Below are 15,935 nucleotides of genomic sequence, written 5' to 3' on the forward strand. Positions count from 1 at the left end.
AAATAAAACTACTGTTTACATGATTTATTTAATGATTTAGGGCGAAAAAAGGGACGAACTTGCTATAAGCGCGCAAGAGGATTTACAACTCCTCTGTTTTGAATTCGCTATAGCCTTCGTAGTAGTAGCTCACATCAATGCCCTTCATAAACAGGGCACGGTCGTCGATGTTGTCGGTCAGGGCTTGTTTCAATAGCACTTTGATTTCAAGGTCTTTGATCGGGCTGCGCTGCATGGCAGAGAGGTATTCTTCTTTATCCACTTGGTTCCAGTCCACTACCTGCCTAATTTCCTTTTTCAGCATCAAATCGAGCCATATTCGAGTGGCGCGGCCATTGCCTTCACGGAAGGGGTGAGCCACGTTCATTTCCACATATTTTTCGATGATTTGCTCAAAGTTGCCCTGCGGCATGGCATCGATATGCTTGAGAGAGGCTTCCAGATACATGACTGGGGCGAAACGGAAATTACCTTTGGCGATATTCACGTCACGGATTTGTCCAGCGAAGGGGTAAATCTCCCCAAATAAATAGGCATGGATAAAGGAGAGTCCGGCGAATTTGCCCACCTCAACCTGATGAATATCTCCCGAGTCAAACAGCTGTTTGGCTTTTTGCTTGCTGATCTTTTCTTCAGCTTTGGCTAACTCGATTTGATCGGTGATGTTGAGCTTGTTTTCCAGAATCATCGCGTCTTTCCTTCAACTGTTGCCACGATGGTAGCATTGTCTTTACAGACTCGTTTAATTCACTTTAAATTGTGTCAGCAGATTTTCCATGCGATTAGACGCGACGCGGGTTTGTTGTGCGCTTTGTTCGCTTTGTAAGATGACTGCTTCGATATTTTCTGCCGTTTCTGCCACATGGCGTACATGCTGATCGTGTGCGTGGCTGCTGTCGGCAATTTGTTTAATCGCTTGCAACAACTCCCCCACCAAACGATGGGCGTCACCGTTTTCGCTGGCGGCACTGGCGGCGAGTTTTAAGCCTTCTTCCATATCGCTCATGCCGGTTTCCATACTGCTGACCGCGCCTTGTGCCTGTTGTTGAATATTGTCGATCATCTGACGAATTTCATGCGTTGCCCCCGAAGTTCGTTCTGCCAGTTTACGCACTTCATCCGCCACCACTGCAAACCCCCGCCCACTTTCGCCTGCTCGTGCCGCTTCAATCGCCGCATTCAGCGCCAGCAGATTGGTTTGATCGGCAATTTCGCTGATCACGGCGACAATCCGACCAATTTCGGTGGTGCTTTGTGCCAACTGTTGCAGGGTGTGGGCCGAGGTACCCACTGACTCTTGAATTCCCTGTGAACGGGAACGAATCATCTCTACCTGCCCTGCGGCATGATGAGTGAGCTGTTCTAACTGTTGTTGCACTTGGGCGGCGTGGGCGCTGGCGGTGTCGATTTGGTTACGCTGTTGACCCAAAGAATCCAACATCGCCGCCGTTTCTTCTAGGATGTGTAAACCCGTCGAACGAGTTTCGCTTTGTGCCACTTCGGCTTGGCGATTGGCGGCGGCAATTTCGTGTGAAGATTGCACAATCCGCCGCACAATACTTTCCAACTGATCAATAAAGCTATTTAGCCATTGCGTCATGGTGGAAATTTCATCGGGTTTGTGTGCTTGTTGTGCCAGACGTTGCCGCAGGTCGCCGCCGCCTTCGGCAAGGTTGCGAATCATGCGAATACTCTCACGCAAGCGGCGTGATAAGTGGCGTGCACCCAATTGGTAGAATAGAAATGCACCAAAAAAGTGCAAAAATAAAGTCAATAACGCACCAACCCAGTGCGGTAAATCCAGTGCATAACTGGTTGAACTCGCTACACCACCGGCGACTAAGCTGCACGCCAGATAAAATTTCATCAGCCGATAGGCCACCGGGCGATTGCGATAGACCTCTTCTAAATCGGCTTCACACATTAGGCCCCATGTGTCAGGTGAGCCAGGTAATTGAAAGGTCATACCACGACCAATCACCGGAATATGGCGATAGTCGGCATAGCCGGGATAGGTGACAAATAGGTTTTCGCCACGGCGGATGGTTTCGCGCACGCCCGGATGTAACTGGCCGGTGGCGGGGTCGTTGAAAATCAGCTCTAATTCGGTGCGTTTTTGAACCTTCACCGTCCCATAAGGGGTGCGAACACCGTCTTTTAAGTTGTCGCCTAATGTAAAAGTGTTATCTTCAAAGCGTGAGCGAGAAAGTGCAGTGCCGGGTTTGATGGCAGGATCAAATACCGATTTCGCCATAAACAAATAGTTATCACCCGAGTCGTGAAAAATATGGCCGGCTTCACGTTGAATCAGGTCGCTAATCACATCATTCGGCACCCGACCACACAAAATTGCTACCGTCTGTTGGTCTTTGATTAACGGCAAATAAAACATCAGCGTCATGTCATCATGAAACTTTGAGCTAGAGGGGCCGAGTTTTTCTGTCCAAGGGTCGGCATATGGACCATGTAACAAGCGTTGTTGCTGGATATGCGCTAATACTTTGGCTGGGGTATCACTGACACCAATACGGGCAGCGTGGCTAGAGGCTAAAACCTCACCCGCCAAATCAAGAATAAACAGTTCGGAAAAATCTTCAGCCAGCTGCAAGCGCCGCGCCAGTGTTTGATGGTCGAGCTGTGGCCACCGCCCTAAACACGGTTGTGCTAAGGCGTTGAGGTGGCTCCATTGTTGTTCTGTCCACTGTTTCAACAAATTGACACGGGTTTGAGCAATCCCAGTAAAGACTTGCTCCAAACCTTCGTAACGGTGGCGGTTGAGCAAACAAGACCAGCGCATGGCAAGCTTGCCGCTTTTACCGAACCAAGGCAGCCAGCGACGTTCGCTGTCACTCAGCGGCATAGAGTGGCTATGAAGTTGCATAAGGCGTATCCCCAAATGGCCTATTGTTATTGTATGAATGCGACAGGCTTTTGTTGTAAATGCGACATTTTAAGCAACTAACATGCCGCAACGCGACATTTTTCTTAATAAAAAAAGGAGCAAACAGTGTTTTATGCTGTTTGTTCCCTTTTCTAATTTTTAACGGTGTTTTATTGATATTGATTAGCCGGTGTTGCGTAAGCCGGCGGCAATCCCGTTAATGGTTTGATGAACAGAATATAACGTTGCCTCATCATCCGGTTGTGCCCGCAGACGGCGCAGCAATTCCAACTGCACAAAGTTCAAGGTATCGAGGAAGGGCAAACGACTCTTGAGCGAACGTGCCAAGGTTGGGTTAGCGGTCAGCAACTCGGCGCCATCGGTAATCAGGCGGAAGGCGTTGACGGTGCTTTCCCACTCTTGGCGAATCATGCCGAAGATACGCTCACGCAAGGCGGCATCTTCAACCAACTGGGCATATTCTGCCGCAATGGTCATGTCCGACTTTGCTAACACCATCTCCATATTATCCAACACCACTTGGAAGAACGGCGAACCACGGTACAAGGTGCGTAAGCGTTCAACACCGGCATCACCGTGTTGTGCAATAAAACTTTGTACCGCACTGCCCATGCCATACCAACCCGGCAATAACACCCGCGACTGCATCCAGCTAAACACCCACGGAATGGCGCGTAAATCCTTAATACTCTCCAGCGTTTTGCGCGAAGCAGGGCGGCTGCCGATATTGAGTCGTGCAATTTCACGAATCGGTGTGGCTTCAAGGAAATACTGCATAAAGCCTTCGCTTTCCACCAACTGGCGATAAGCGCGGTGCGCTGCCTTCGACAATTCTCCAAGCAAACTCTCATCGGTACTGACGTGGGTGTGATTGGCTAAGCTGGCTTCGAGGGTGGCGGCTAACAGCGCTTCGAGATTGCGTTGACCAATTTCTGGGTCGGAATACTTAGACGAAATGACCTCGCCTTGTTCGGTAATACGAATTTGACCCGCTACCGTGCCGGGGGGCTGGGCGATGATGGCTTCGTACGATGGGCCGCCGCCACGTCCCACTGACCCCCCACGACCATGGAACAGGCGCATTCTGACACCGGCGGCTTGGAACACATCGACCAAACGGCATTCGGCCTGATAGAGCTCCCATTGGCTGGTGAAATAACCGCCGTCTTTATTGCTGTCCGAGTAACCGAGCATCACTTCTTGCGTGTCATCGCGGCTACGCAACATATTGCGATACCACGGCAAGGCAAATAACTCGCTCATCACCCGAGCGCAGGCATCCAAATCTTCCACCGTTTCAAATAATGGAATGATGTTCATGCGGGCGGTGGCTTGGCTGTTGTTGGGCAATAACAGGCCGGTTTCTTTCAAAATCAACGCCACTTCCAGCAAATCAGAGGCTTGAGCACAGTTAGAGATAATGCAATTGGGCAGCGCTTCTTCGCCATAGCGTTGTTGCAGTGCCTGTGCCATGCGGAAAATGGCCAACTCTTTTTCAGTCAATTCATCGTAGCTGACGAAGGGAGAATATAACGGCCGCGCATGGCTGAGTTCTTGCAGCAATAAGGCCCGACGTCCTGCCTCATCCAATTCCAGATAATTTTCAACACCAGCGTGATGGAATAAATTTGCTACCACATGGGCGAAAATTTCCGCATGTTGCCGCATATCGAGTGGCATTAAGAAGAAACCAAATACCTCCACCGCACGGCGTAGGCGTTTTAACCGACCTTGGGTCAGGACACTGCTGCCATGTTGTTCCAGCGATTCGGCAATCGTTCGCAGATCGTCGCTTAATGCCTGTTGATGTGGGTACGGTTGGCTATCGGGTTGTTGATAGCGGTGTTGATAATTGACGCCAAGGGCGGCGGCACTGGCCGAGAGACGAGCAAGAACATGGGCTAAAGCGCGGCGATAGGGTTCTTCACGGCGGCTTTCTGCATGATCGGGGGAGTGTTCAGCCAGCGCTTGCAGGGCTGGACTGACTTGGATATGTCGCAAAGACAGCGACATTTCACGATACAGCCCTTCTAATTCATAGCCATAGTGACGGAATGCCACTTCGGCTTGTCGTGAAAGCGCATGTTGTACCACCTGTGCATCGACAAAAGGATTGCCATCACGGTCGCCACCAATCCAACTGCCAATGCGGAAAAAACTCGGCAGATTAATGGTTTTTCCCCATTCGGCGGCGATGCCTTCTTCCAAACGATGATAGAGCGCGGGCAGTGCGGCAAAAAAGGTCAGTGGATGGTAGGCGACGCCGTTTTCAATTTCATCTCGTACATTGAGCTTAAAGGGACGGATTTCGCTGGTTTGCCACAGTGTGACCAAAACCCGCTTGATTTTGGCTTCTAAAATTTCTTCTTCTTCCGCCAATAACTCTGGATTGTTCAGTTGCACCAGAAATTTGCGGATGGCGCGTTGGGCATCCAATACGCTTTGCCGTTGTACCTCGGTTGGATGTGCGGTTAACACAGGTACAATGCAGGCGTGACGGAATAATTCTTCCAAGGCATCAAACGAAACATTGTCTTGTTTTAAGCGGCGGATGGCGCGTTCAAGGCTACCTTGCTGTGGTGCCGAGCCAGCCCGTTTGTGGGCACGGCGGCGGCGGTTGTGATGCAGGTCTTCGGCCAAATTGGCAAGCTGTGCATAAAACCCACAAGCACGCACCAAGGTGGCGGCGGCTTCAGGGGACATGCTATGGACCAATTCAGCAAACGCCGGTGTGCCTAGGGTTTCCCGTGCGCGGGCCGGAATCGTTTGGATTTCACGAAAGACAGTTTCACCTTTTTGTTCACGAATGACCTCGGCTAACAGACGGTCGAGGCGGGCGCGGTCGTGACGCAGGGGAAGGTCCTTGTCGAGTTCTCCGTTCATTTTTTCTCGCTATGTAGTCGGATGGTAAAAGAAAATCAGCAGACATGCCGCCGCAAATTTGCGCGAATCCGAACAAGCAGCACGGGGCCGAATGTTAGAATTACAACAAAATTACCACAAAGGAATACAAAATGAAGCAATTAGTGATCGCAACCCGTGAAAGTGCCCTTGCCTTATGGCAAGCCGAGCACGTAAAAGCCCGTCTACAAGCCCTTTATCCTGATCTAGAGATCCAATTATTGGGGATGACCACGCAAGGCGATCGTATTCTTGATGTGACACTGAATAAAATCGGTGGTAAGGGTTTGTTTGTGAAAGAACTTGAAACCGCCTTAGCCGAGGGCCGCGCCGATTTAGCGGTTCATTCGTTGAAAGATGTGCCCATGCATTTGCCAGAAGGGTTTGCCTTGGCGGCGATTTTGCAACGCGAAGACCCGCGTGATGCCTTGGTGTCTAATCACTATGCTTCGTTGGAGGATTTGCCAGCGGGGGCGGTGGTCGGCACATCGAGTTTGCGTCGAGAAAGCCAACTCCGCGCTCGTTTCCCGCATTTAGTAGTGAAACCGTTGCGTGGTAATGTGCAAACCCGATTACGCAAATTAGACGAGGGCGAGTTTGACGCCATTGTGTTGGCGGCCGCTGGTTTAAAACGGTTGGGTTTGACCGAGCGAATCCGCCTTGAATTATCACCAGAACAAAGTTTGCCAGCGGTGGGTCAAGGTGCCCTTGGGATTGAGATTCGGGCTGATCGTGAGGATGTTTTGGCATTGCTGGCGCCGCTAAATGATGCTGAGACTGCCGCATGTGTGACTGCTGAACGGGCGATGAGTCGAGCCTTGGGCGGTAGCTGTCAGGTACCTTTGGGAGGATATGCTGAACTGCAACACGGTATGCTCACCTTGCGTGCTTTCGTGGCTGAGCCGGATGGGCGTGTGGTTTATACCGCACAAGCGCAAGCGCCCGCTGCCGAAGCCGAGCAACTGGGGCAACAACTGGCTGCGCAATTATGCGAACAAGGCGCGGCAGCGATTATTTCGCAACTGGCGCAGGCCTGATGTCGGCATTGCAAGGGGTGCGGGTCGCGTTGACTCGCCCGTTACCACAGAGTGCCGCATTAGCCGCACAGTTACGCCAACAAGGCGCTGCGGTGTTGTTCGCACCGTTGTTAGAGATTGTGCCGATTGCAGCGGTTCTCGCTGAGTTATCCACAGCCGTGCCGGCAGCAGATTGGGTGGTATGGGTCAGTCCGAGCGCGATTGATGTGTCGTGGCCGGCGATGGCGCCGTTTTTGCTGTCCCACACTCGCTTTGCCACGGTGGGGGCGGCCAGTGCCAAACGTTTAGCACGTTACACCTCGCGCCCAGTCTCTTTTCCGACTGCCGCAGATGACAGTGAGGCGTTATTGGCATTGCCAGAATGGCAAGCTGTGGATGGAAAAACGGTGTTGCTCATCAATGGTGAACAAGGGCGACCGGATTTGGCACTAAACCTGATGGCGCAAGGGGCTCAGGTGGTGGTGAAAAGCTGTTATCGGCGCCAAGTATTGGCTGTCGATTGGCCGGCTTGGCAGGCCTTTTCTCCCCAAGCTGTGGTGGTCAGTAGTCGAGAAATTGCACAACACTTGTGGCAACAAGCTGACGCAATCGAGTTGGCAAGGCTACAATCGTTGTTGTTTGTGGTACCCCATCCTCGAATTGGCGAGACATTACGTCAATTGGGGGCACCGCATGTGATGGTGACGCGAGCGGGTGAACAACACACGCTTTCCGCTTTAGATACATGGTTCAGAGCTATCGATGACCGTTGAAACTTCTTCTGCTACGCCAGCTTCGCCGCTGGCTCCACACTCTCGCCGCTGGTCGGTGGGTGTGCCCTTGGTTGTGTCTGTGCTGGCGTTGAGCATTGCCGGTTGGCAATGGTTTGAGTCACGACAAGTTTTGCACAGTGCACAAACCGAACTGGCGCGTAAGCTGAGTGATCAACTTAACGCCAATCAGGCTTTGAAAGCACAAGCCGAACAAACCCAACAGGCTATTCAGTCTTTGACGGCTCGATTAGGCACGATGGAAACCCGTGTGAACGAGGCCGCTGGACAATTTGCCACGATCCAAAATATGTACCAAGAGCTTAATCACTCGCGGGATGATTGGAAATTGGCCGAAATTGAGCACGCACTGACCGTTGCAACACAACAGCTTCAATTGGCCGGCAATATTCCTGCGGCGATTACCGCGTTGTCGTTATTAGACGAGCGGTTAAACCAACAAGAACAACCGCAATTTATTGCCTTGCGTAAGGCGATTAGCCAAGACCTACAAACGCTGCGTGCTTTGCCCCACGTGGATAAAGTCGGTTTAACGGTAAAACTGGATCGCTTGGCGTATGCGGTGGACAGTTTGCCGTTGCAAATTGATATTGAGCGGACACAACCAAGCCACAGCCCGGTGGCGAAGGCTGAGCAAGGCGATGGATTTACGGCTTATCTGTCGCCATTCTTACAACAGTTGTGGAGTGAATTTGCCCGTCTTGTTCGCGTCCGTCATCTCGATCAACCCGATGCTTTGTTATTAACGCCAGAACAAAGCTATTTCTTGCGTGAAAATCTGCGATTACAGCTCTTGGATGCACGGTTAGCCGTATTGCAAGGCGAAGAAAATCATTTCCGTACCACGCTTTCGGCGGTTGAACAGCATGTGCGCCGTCATTTCGACACCCGTTCGGAGAAAGTGGCCACGTGGTTAACCAGCTGTGTGGAATTACAACAAAGCCCCGTGGCGGTCGTGGTGCCCGATTTGGCGAATAGTCTCAATGCTGTTCGTGCGGCGCAAGGCTCAACGCAAAACCGCCCTGTGGCGCCCGTGATACCGGCGCAGGAGGGCGCATGAAATTTGTCCTCTGGTTAGTCGGCTTATTTGCCTTGGCAGTTGGGTTGTCGTTATTTGCACAGGTCAATACAGGTTATGCCATTTTGGTGTTGCCGCCCTATCGCGTGGAACTGTCGCTCAATATGGCGGTGGTAATCCTGATTTTGGCGATTGTGGTGGCTTATGGTGTGTTGCGTGGGTTGGCGGTGGCTTTCCGCTTGCCGGAGGAAGTGAAACGCTTCCAACGGCAGAAAAAATTAACTGCTGCGCGCCATGCTTTGCGTGATGCTTCTTTGGCCTATTTGGAAGGGCGTTATCAAAAAGCGGAACGCGAGGCAGTGAAGTCGTTGGATGACGAAGAAAGCGCTGAAAGCCGTGCTTTGGCGTTGTTATTGGCTGCTCAAGCGGCACATCGCACCAAAGATTATGCCCGTCGTGATAGCCATTTTGCTGCCTTAGACCAATTACCTTCATCGGTACAACTGGCCCGTCATATGCAGGAAGCCGAACTGTATTTTGATGAAAAACGCCTCAATTCTGCCTTGCAAGCGGTGACCGCTGCGCGTGAAATCTCACCGAGTTTGACCGCCGCGTTAAAACTCGAAATGAAAATCCGACTGTTGCAAAATGCACCTGACTTGGCATTGCCGTTGATCGAAAAACTGCAAAAGTCGGAAGGCATTACGCAAGAACAAGCGCAGCGTTATCGTCGTGCAGCGTGGCTTTTACAGCTAGAGGGATTTCTTGATTTGGCTGAGTTGCAACAGTGGTGGCAAAAATTACCGACTACCGAGCGGATGCACCATGAAATTCTGTTACCGGTGGTGCGCCGGTATGCTCAGTTTGAGGAAGTCGATACGGCAGCAGAATTGCTGGTGGCCGCGTTGGATCAACAGTGGTCAACCGAGCTATTAGAAGAATTGGTCGAGGTAGCGGCAGAACTCAGCGAAACAAGCCGGCTCTCGCTGGTGAAGCGTGCAGAGGCATGGTTAGAAGAACACCGCCGCGACTACCGTTTGCTGTTGCTGTTAGGTTGGTTGGCCTTGGCACAACAGCTCTGGGGCAAAGCCCAGAGCTATTTCGAGGCGAGTTTGTCGGTCGAACCGAGTTTGGCTGCTCATGCCGCGTTGGCACAGATGTTCGAAAGCTTGGACCGACCAGACGATGCCGAGCGACACTATCAAGCCAGCGTTGAATTGGCGTTGGCGATGGGAAACGCCACGCACTAATGCAGTGTGTTGCGGACTTCTCCACTGTATAGGCCCAAACTCATCAAAGCGTGATGCAGACTTTCCAGCGCTGCATCACGGTCGGGCGCCAAATCAGGGGGTAATAGCCAAGCAAAGCCGGTGAGTTCATGGCCTTTGGCATGTTTAAAACTCAACTGAAAGGCTAAGGCATCTGGTTGGTATTCAATACTGACTTTGATGCCATCCAACCCCACGCTTTTTTCCAATACCGTGACCGTAAAGAATAACCGCCGTAGGTTGTATTCTTGTGTGCCGGTGGCCAAGCTTTCCCATAGAGGTTCTGGGGCGAATAATGTGGCTTCGCCATATTCAATGGTTTCATCCAACGCATTTTCGACCACTGGCATCGCTGCATCGAGCAATAAATTGCCAGCTGGGCGTTTGTCTGGAGTCAGACTGCCGCGTGCCACGCTAAAGACCACCCACGCTAAGACTAAGCGGGGCGTGGTTTGGCTGCGGTCTTTTTCATAGGCTGCCACCATTTTTTCCAGTTCTTCCGGAATAAAGGCGTCGCCGGCATCTAACGCTGGCGCAACATGAACCAACTGTTGGCAATGGCTTTCACGCAACATTTCAACAGAAAAAACCGTGGGTGAGACATGCAGTAGGCTGGCTCGTCCTAGGCCATAGGTCTCGCGCAACACCCCTTCAAGTTCAGACAACTGTGGAAAATACCAACAGTGCCCGAGGTGTGGCATGGTGTAAATCAATGGCATTGCCCACAGGTCGTAAGGCTGAAATGTGCCATCTTCGCGTGCAATATCCGGTTGTGCGATTAAGTCACGGGCGGTATTCAGCAAGGCCTCACGCAAAATCGGTTGTTCTGTTAGCGCTAATTGTGCTTCGGTTAAGACGCGTGCATCACCGCTGAGTAAGGCTTGGTGCACCCGTGCCATCAGCGTTGGCCGATACATGGCGTCTTGGTTGGCTTGGCGTGCGCTGTCGAGCAACGATTGAATTTCCTGTGCTAATTCTTCGGCGTCGAGTGTCGCTGCTGGTAGACAGCGTAATGGGCGCAACGGTGGCCCTTCGCGTTGGGCGTTGTAGGCCTCATCCAAACGCCAATAATGTACCATCGCTTCATCACAGATTTTCTTTAACGCACCGGCGGTGGGTTCGTCTTGGAAAAAGATAAAGTCGGTAAAAGCGATGCCATCACTGCAAGCGTAATAGCTGACGTCCTCATCGGGGTCGTACAGCATGGCGCTTTGTCCCCCGTGGACATTGCTGGCGCTAGTGGCGGGCAGCTCAATGCTTTTGCGCATAATCCGGCACACAAAAGCAGGTGTTTCGGTGTGAATCAGATATTCGTATTCTTCAATCCCATTTTCATCAATGGCATCGCCAAAGATAAAACGATTGGGCAAGAAAGGATCGCCTTTAAGGCGCGAGCGCGGAGACAGTGGTTTCATGTCGCCTATTATACTGCGGCTTTGATGTTAGAAATGGTTTCTACCCTCTGGAGCACTGGCACAGCAACGAATCAGCAAGAGGTAGGTGTCGCGCTTGTGTGACAATTTGAGCCAAAGCGCGACAATTCTGGTTTGAGGCGCGACACATTGCCCGACATAATTGTGTCGCGCTTGCACGACATTGTGTGACAGGCTGCGGCGTTCGGAATATATCGCTTGGCAGCACGCACAATCCTGAACTGAGCGATATCACTTACTGCGGTTTTGCGGGGACTTCGGTAACAAATCCGATTCGGGTGACACCATTCTCTTGTGCTTGTGCTAAGACACGAGCGACTGGGCCGTAGTGAGCGGTTTGATCAGCGCGTAGATGAAGCTCAACCAGTGGATTGCTACGGGCGGCATCGGCAAAACGTCCGGCCAAGGCTGTTTCCGCTATCAGCTCATCATTCCAAAAATATTTCCCCTCGGCATCAATGGTAAAGCGAATCGCTTTGACATCCTCTTTATGTTCCGAGGCGGTGGCCTGAGGTAAATCCACTTTAATCGCGTGGCTGAGTACCGGCGCGGTGATAATAAATACCACCAACAGCACCAGCATCACATCGACTAGCGGCGTTGTATTGATTTCTGCCATCGGTGCAGAACTTCCTTTATCAAATCCACCGAATGCCATTATGCCTTCTCCGCACTGAGCAATTGCGCATGTAAATCGTGAGCAAAACCATCTAAATCTTGTGCAATCACCCGATTGGCGCGCAAAAACGCGTTGTAAGCTACAACGGCAGGAATGGCAGCGGCCAAACCGGCGGCAGTGGCAACCAAAGCTTCACCAATTGGCCCTGCTACGGCTGCAATCGAGAGCTGCCCTGCACCGGCAATACCGACCAAAGCATGGTAAATCCCCCAAACTGTACCGAACAAACCCACAAATGGTGCTGTAGCACCTACTGTCGCTAACCAAGTCATGCCATGCTCTAATCGGCCGGTTTCACGAGCCAGACTCATGCGGATATTACGCACCAAAAATTCATCCAGTGAACAATGTTGCCCTAAGGTACGAGTGGCTTGGGCTTGATGGCGATTAAGGCTATCGAGGCCGCTCTGTGCCACCCGAGCCAATGGGGCTTCTTGGCCTTGAATCAGCTGTGCCGCACTGTGTAAATCAGTGGCTTGCCAGAAAGCATCATTAAATTGGCGGTTTTGCCGTTTGGTCTGAAATAAATGAAGGCTACGTGTCAGAATCAGCCACCAGCTGCTGATCGACATCAGTAATAAAGATAAAAAGACAGCAATCAGAATGCCATCACCTTGGCTGAAAACCAGAGAGAGATCCATCGTTAACCCTGTTGTTTGATATTAAAGTTGAGTGGAACAATGACCGAACCTGCAATAGCAGTCTCGCCGCGTTTGGCAGGGATAAAACGCCACCGTTTCACGGCTTCTAATGCAGCACGGTCTAATCGTGGAAAACCGCTGCTACGATGTAGTGCCACTGTTGTGGGATGACCGCTGGCACTGACTTCGACTTTTAGCTGTACCGTACCTTCTTCGTTCAGATCTAAAGATAAGGCGGGATAGGCTGGTTTAGGGTTTGAAAGATAGGCTGCAGCAAAATTGGGCGCTGTTTCTTTTTCTGGTGCGGCATGAGGGCTGCTTTTGCCTTCTTTGCCCTGTTCTGTCTGTTCGCCTTGTGCTGTGCTTGATGTATCCGGTGTGTTTGCCTGCGTGATGGCATTTGAGGGCACCTGTGGACGTGCAATAGGCTTTTTCGGCGTTGGTAAAGTGGTTTGTTTGACCTCTTTCTTTGGAGCCGGTTTTTCTTTGCGTGGTTCAGGTTTGGCGGGCTCGGGTGCCGGTGGTTGTGGTGTCGGCGCTTGCACTGTCGCATCCACTAACTGCAACAGTTGTGGTTGAGGCGGCGGTGTTTTGTCTACTGCGCTACTGTGTTGCAAGGCAAACAGTACGCCGGCGTGGGCGAGTAACACAAAGCCAAAAGAGAGGGTATGGGATAAACGTGACATCTTACTATGATAACGATAACACTTCTCATTTGTAAACAAGTCTGATCATACCCCTCATCTCGCCACAATTTTCTTTTCTTGTCTTGCGACAGAGTGTCGCAGCTGGGCTGTGTGATATGGTTGCTTGCAATTTCTGCCAATGTCGGCATTTATCCCTCTCGCCAACGTGGTCGTGTGGCGTCTCGTTTTTTAAGGGCATGACATGCAACAATTTGATGGAACGACAATCGTGTCGATTCGCCGGGGCCAACAAGTGGCACTGGGCGGCGATGGCCAAGTGACCTTGGGTAACATCGTCATTAAATCAACCGCGCGCAAAATTCGCCGTTTGTATCACGATAAAGTGCTAGCTGGCTTTGCTGGTGGAACAGCTGATGCCTTCACCTTATTTGAGCGTTTTGAAGCAAAGTTAGAAAAACATCAGGGCCATCTGGTTCGCGCAGCTGTTGAATTGGCTAAAGATTGGCGTACCGATCGCATGCTGCGTCGTTTAGAAGCCATGCTGATTGTGGCTGATCGTGAAGCAACCTTGATTATTACTGGGAATGGTGATGTGTTAGAACCAGAACAAGGGATTGCCGCTATTGGATCAGGCGGTGCTTTTGCCCAATCTGCTGCACGGGCCTTATTCGAAAACACCGATTTGAGTCCGGCTGACATTGTGAAAAAATCGCTCACGATTGCTGGCGATATTTGTATTTATACCAATCAAAATCATTTGATCGAAACACTGGATTGAGTTGAACCGATTATGAGCCAAATGACGCCACAAGAGATTGTGCACGAACTCGACAAACATATCGTCGGACAACAAGAAGCCAAGAAAGCCGTTGCCATTGCCTTGCGTAACCGCTGGCGGCGACAACAAGTGCCCGAGCCATTACGGCATGAAATCACCCCTAAGAATATTTTGATGATTGGGCCGACTGGGGTGGGTAAGACAGAAATTGCTCGGCGTTTAGCACGCTTGTCGAATGCCCCTTTTATCAAAATCGAAGCCACTAAATTTACCGAAGTCGGTTATGTGGGCCGTGATGTCGATTCGATTATTCGTGATCTGATGGAAATTGCCATCAAACAAGAACGCGAACAGGCGATGACTCGGCAACGGCATCGGGCTGAGGATGCTGCAGAAGAACGGATTTTGGACGCCCTGTTGCCTCCGGCTCGTTCGCCAGTGATTGGTTTTGCTGACGAGCCAGCCGAACCTGTGCGTCAAGATAATGAAACACGACAAAAGTTTCGCAAAATGTTGCGTGAAGGTAAGTTGGACGATAAAGAAATTGATATCGAACTTCAACAAGCCGCACCACACATTGAAATGTTGGCACCTGCTGGTATGGAAGAGTTGACCCAACAAATCCAAGGCATGTTTGCCAATATGAACACTGGCAAGAAGAAAAGCCGTAAGCTGAAAATCGCTGAGGCGCGTAAATTATTGCTGGAGGAAGAAGCGGCTAAATTGCTCAACGAAGACGACATTAAACAGGCCGCCCTGAATAATGTAGAGCAAAACGGCATTGTATTCTTAGACGAGATTGATAAGGTTACCAGCCGCAGCGAAGGTCATGGGGCCGATGTCTCCCGTGCCGGTGTGCAGCGCGATTTACTGCCTTTGGTAGAAGGTACTACCGTGAATACCAAATATGGCATGGTGAAAACCGACCATATTTTATTCATTGCTTCCGGTGCATTCCATCTTGCAAAACCATCAGATTTGATTCCTGAACTGCAGGGGCGTTTTCCTATCCGCGTTGAATTGAAGTCTCTATCGGTTGCCGATTTTGAACGTATCTTGACTGCAACCGATGCCTGTTTGACACAACAGTATCAGGCACTCTTAGCTACTGAAGGTTGTCAGGTGCAATTCAAAGAGGACGGTATCCGTCGGCTGGCTGAGATTGCTTTCAGTGTCAATGAGAAAACTGAAAACATCGGCGCGCGGCGGCTTTACACCGTAATGGAACGGTTATTAGAAGATTTAAGCTTTAATGCCAAGACTGGCGAAGTCGAAATTGATGCAAATTATGTTGATTTACGCTTAGAAAGCTTGTCTCAGCGCGAAGATTTGGCGCGCTACGTCTTGTAACTCCGGTGTTGTTTGAAGAATTGCTGCTAAGTGGCAGCAATTCTTTTTTTAAAAAATCAATGATTTATCTAAATTCCTAAACTTTTTCAGTTTGTAGGTGTTGACGGATGTGAGAGAGGTGGGTATAGTTCGCTTCCTCGCTGCAACACAGCAGCGGCAGGCAGCTTTCAAGTTTAAGTTGTTTGATTCGATCTTTAACAGAATACAACCGATAGGTGTAAGCGCTTGGACATCAAGCGCTTGCACAAAGAAAAAACGCAAGAATGAAGTTTGGGAACCAAAAAAAGTTTAAACAGAGATTGAACTGAAGAGTTTGATCCTGGCTCAGATTGAACGCTGGCGGCATGCTTTACACATGCAAGTCGAACGGTAACAGGGACTTCGGTCCGCTGACGAGTGGCGAACGGGTGAGTAATGCGTCGGAACGTGCCGAGTAATGGGGGATAACGCATCGAAAGGTGTGCTAATACCGCATACGCTCTGAGGAGGAAAGCTGGGGATCGAAAGACCT

Annotated in this window: 13 protein-coding genes and 1 rRNA gene; 7 read left to right on the forward strand and 7 right to left on the reverse strand. The window is 50.8% G+C overall.

Annotated elements, in window-relative coordinates; translation table 11 throughout:
- Positions 1-82: 82 nt before the first annotated feature.
- From fic to ppc, 3 genes are all read right to left on the reverse strand, one after another.
- Positions 83-688, reverse strand: coding sequence for a protein adenylyltransferase Fic (gene fic / locus G465_RS0106205; protein WP_022653614.1), 606 nt, complete (start codon positions 686-688; stop codon positions 83-85).
- A 54-nt stretch (positions 689-742) separates the two neighbouring features.
- Complete coding sequence (locus tag G465_RS0106210) at positions 743-2,881, reverse strand: methyl-accepting chemotaxis protein (RefSeq protein ID WP_022653615.1); 2,139 nt, start codon at positions 2,879-2,881, stop codon at positions 743-745.
- 183 nt (positions 2,882-3,064) lie between these two features.
- Positions 3,065-5,785, reverse strand: coding sequence for a phosphoenolpyruvate carboxylase (gene ppc, locus G465_RS0106215; RefSeq protein ID WP_022653616.1), 2,721 nt, complete (start codon positions 5,783-5,785; stop codon positions 3,065-3,067).
- A 131-nt stretch (positions 5,786-5,916) separates the two neighbouring features.
- Between ppc and hemC the strand changes: the two genes are divergently transcribed.
- From hemC to G465_RS0106235, 4 genes are read left to right on the forward strand one after another with little or no spacing between them, the layout of a single operon-like run.
- Positions 5,917-6,840: a hydroxymethylbilane synthase gene (gene hemC, locus G465_RS0106220; RefSeq protein ID WP_022653617.1), complete on the forward strand. Its 924-nt coding sequence runs from the start codon at positions 5,917-5,919 to the stop codon at positions 6,838-6,840.
- Complete coding sequence (locus G465_RS0106225; protein ID WP_022653618.1) at positions 6,840-7,592, forward strand: uroporphyrinogen-III synthase; 753 nt, start codon at positions 6,840-6,842, stop codon at positions 7,590-7,592. The genes hemC and G465_RS0106225 overlap by 1 nt, the downstream gene beginning before the upstream one ends.
- Positions 7,582-8,670, forward strand: coding sequence for a uroporphyrinogen-III C-methyltransferase (locus tag G465_RS13775; RefSeq protein ID WP_022653619.1), 1,089 nt, complete (start codon positions 7,582-7,584; stop codon positions 8,668-8,670). The genes G465_RS0106225 and G465_RS13775 overlap by 11 nt, the downstream gene beginning before the upstream one ends.
- Complete coding sequence (locus G465_RS0106235; RefSeq protein ID WP_022653620.1) at positions 8,667-9,878, forward strand: heme biosynthesis HemY N-terminal domain-containing protein; 1,212 nt, start codon at positions 8,667-8,669, stop codon at positions 9,876-9,878. Before G465_RS13775 ends, G465_RS0106235 begins: the two co-directional genes overlap by 4 nt.
- On the opposite strand, the gene G465_RS13780 is transcribed toward G465_RS0106235, so the two are convergent.
- The 4 genes from G465_RS13780 to G465_RS13785 all read right to left on the reverse strand — a co-directional run bounded on the left by G465_RS13780 (position 9,875) and on the right by G465_RS13785 (position 13,335).
- A complete protein-coding gene (locus G465_RS13780) occupies positions 9,875-11,311 on the reverse strand; it encodes a hypothetical protein (RefSeq protein WP_022653621.1) in 1,437 nt (478 codons plus the stop codon). The two genes, G465_RS0106235 and G465_RS13780, sit on opposite strands and share 4 nt — an antisense overlap.
- A gap of 253 nt (positions 11,312-11,564) precedes the next feature.
- Positions 11,565-11,987 carry an ExbD/TolR family protein gene (locus G465_RS0106245; protein WP_022653622.1) on the reverse strand — a complete coding sequence of 141 codons (423 nt, stop codon included), beginning with the start codon at positions 11,985-11,987 and terminating at the stop codon, positions 11,565-11,567.
- Complete coding sequence (locus G465_RS0106250) at positions 11,987-12,649, reverse strand: MotA/TolQ/ExbB proton channel family protein (RefSeq protein WP_022653623.1); 663 nt, start codon at positions 12,647-12,649, stop codon at positions 11,987-11,989. The genes G465_RS0106245 and G465_RS0106250 overlap by 1 nt, the downstream gene beginning before the upstream one ends.
- A gap of 2 nt (positions 12,650-12,651) precedes the next feature.
- The gene (locus G465_RS13785) at positions 12,652-13,335 is read right to left on the reverse strand and encodes an energy transducer TonB (RefSeq protein ID WP_022653624.1); all 684 of its coding nucleotides are present in this window, start codon (positions 13,333-13,335) and stop codon (positions 12,652-12,654) included.
- Between the two features lie 202 nt (positions 13,336-13,537).
- Here G465_RS13785 and hslV point away from each other — a divergent pair, with 202 nt between their 5' ends.
- The 3 genes from hslV to G465_RS0106270 all read left to right on the forward strand — a co-directional run.
- Positions 13,538-14,074 carry an ATP-dependent protease subunit HslV gene (gene hslV / locus G465_RS0106260; protein ID WP_022653625.1) on the forward strand — a complete coding sequence of 179 codons (537 nt, stop codon included), beginning with the start codon at positions 13,538-13,540 and terminating at the stop codon, positions 14,072-14,074.
- A gap of 12 nt (positions 14,075-14,086) precedes the next feature.
- The gene (hslU, locus tag G465_RS0106265; protein WP_022653626.1) at positions 14,087-15,424 is read left to right on the forward strand and encodes an ATP-dependent protease ATPase subunit HslU; all 1,338 of its coding nucleotides are present in this window, start codon (positions 14,087-14,089) and stop codon (positions 15,422-15,424) included.
- Positions 15,425-15,725: 301 nt separating this feature from the next.
- Positions 15,726-15,935 (forward strand): 16S ribosomal RNA (locus G465_RS0106270); the annotation flags it as partial.

This window comes from Aquaspirillum serpens DSM 68 (assembly GCF_000420525.1).
In the GTDB taxonomy this organism is placed as follows: Bacteria; Pseudomonadota; Gammaproteobacteria; order Burkholderiales; family Aquaspirillaceae; genus Aquaspirillum; species Aquaspirillum serpens.

What these genes read in the sequence shown, in the direction of transcription:
- fic (WP_022653614.1), bottom strand. Translation starts at nt 688, where the DNA reads ATGATTCTGGAAAACAAGCTCAACATCACCGATCAAATCGAGTTAGCC.
- G465_RS0106210 (WP_022653615.1), bottom strand. Translation starts at nt 2,881, where the DNA reads ATGCAACTTCATAGCCACTCTATGCCGCTGAGTGACAGCGAACGTCGC.
- ppc (WP_022653616.1), bottom strand. Translation starts at nt 5,785, where the DNA reads ATGAACGGAGAACTCGACAAGGACCTTCCCCTGCGTCACGACCGCGCC.
- hemC (WP_022653617.1), top strand. Translation starts at nt 5,917, where the DNA reads ATGAAGCAATTAGTGATCGCAACCCGTGAAAGTGCCCTTGCCTTATGG.
- G465_RS0106225 (WP_022653618.1), top strand. Translation starts at nt 6,840, where the DNA reads ATGTCGGCATTGCAAGGGGTGCGGGTCGCGTTGACTCGCCCGTTACCA.
- G465_RS13775 (WP_022653619.1), top strand. Translation starts at nt 7,582, where the DNA reads ATGACCGTTGAAACTTCTTCTGCTACGCCAGCTTCGCCGCTGGCTCCA.
- G465_RS0106235 (WP_022653620.1), top strand. Translation starts at nt 8,667, where the DNA reads ATGAAATTTGTCCTCTGGTTAGTCGGCTTATTTGCCTTGGCAGTTGGG.
- G465_RS13780 (WP_022653621.1), bottom strand. Translation starts at nt 11,311, where the DNA reads ATGAAACCACTGTCTCCGCGCTCGCGCCTTAAAGGCGATCCTTTCTTG.
- G465_RS0106245 (WP_022653622.1), bottom strand. Translation starts at nt 11,987, where the DNA reads ATGGCATTCGGTGGATTTGATAAAGGAAGTTCTGCACCGATGGCAGAA.
- G465_RS0106250 (WP_022653623.1), bottom strand. Translation starts at nt 12,649, where the DNA reads ATGGATCTCTCTCTGGTTTTCAGCCAAGGTGATGGCATTCTGATTGCT.
- G465_RS13785 (WP_022653624.1), bottom strand. Translation starts at nt 13,335, where the DNA reads ATGTCACGTTTATCCCATACCCTCTCTTTTGGCTTTGTGTTACTCGCC.
- hslV (WP_022653625.1), top strand. Translation starts at nt 13,538, where the DNA reads ATGCAACAATTTGATGGAACGACAATCGTGTCGATTCGCCGGGGCCAA.
- hslU (WP_022653626.1), top strand. Translation starts at nt 14,087, where the DNA reads ATGAGCCAAATGACGCCACAAGAGATTGTGCACGAACTCGACAAACAT.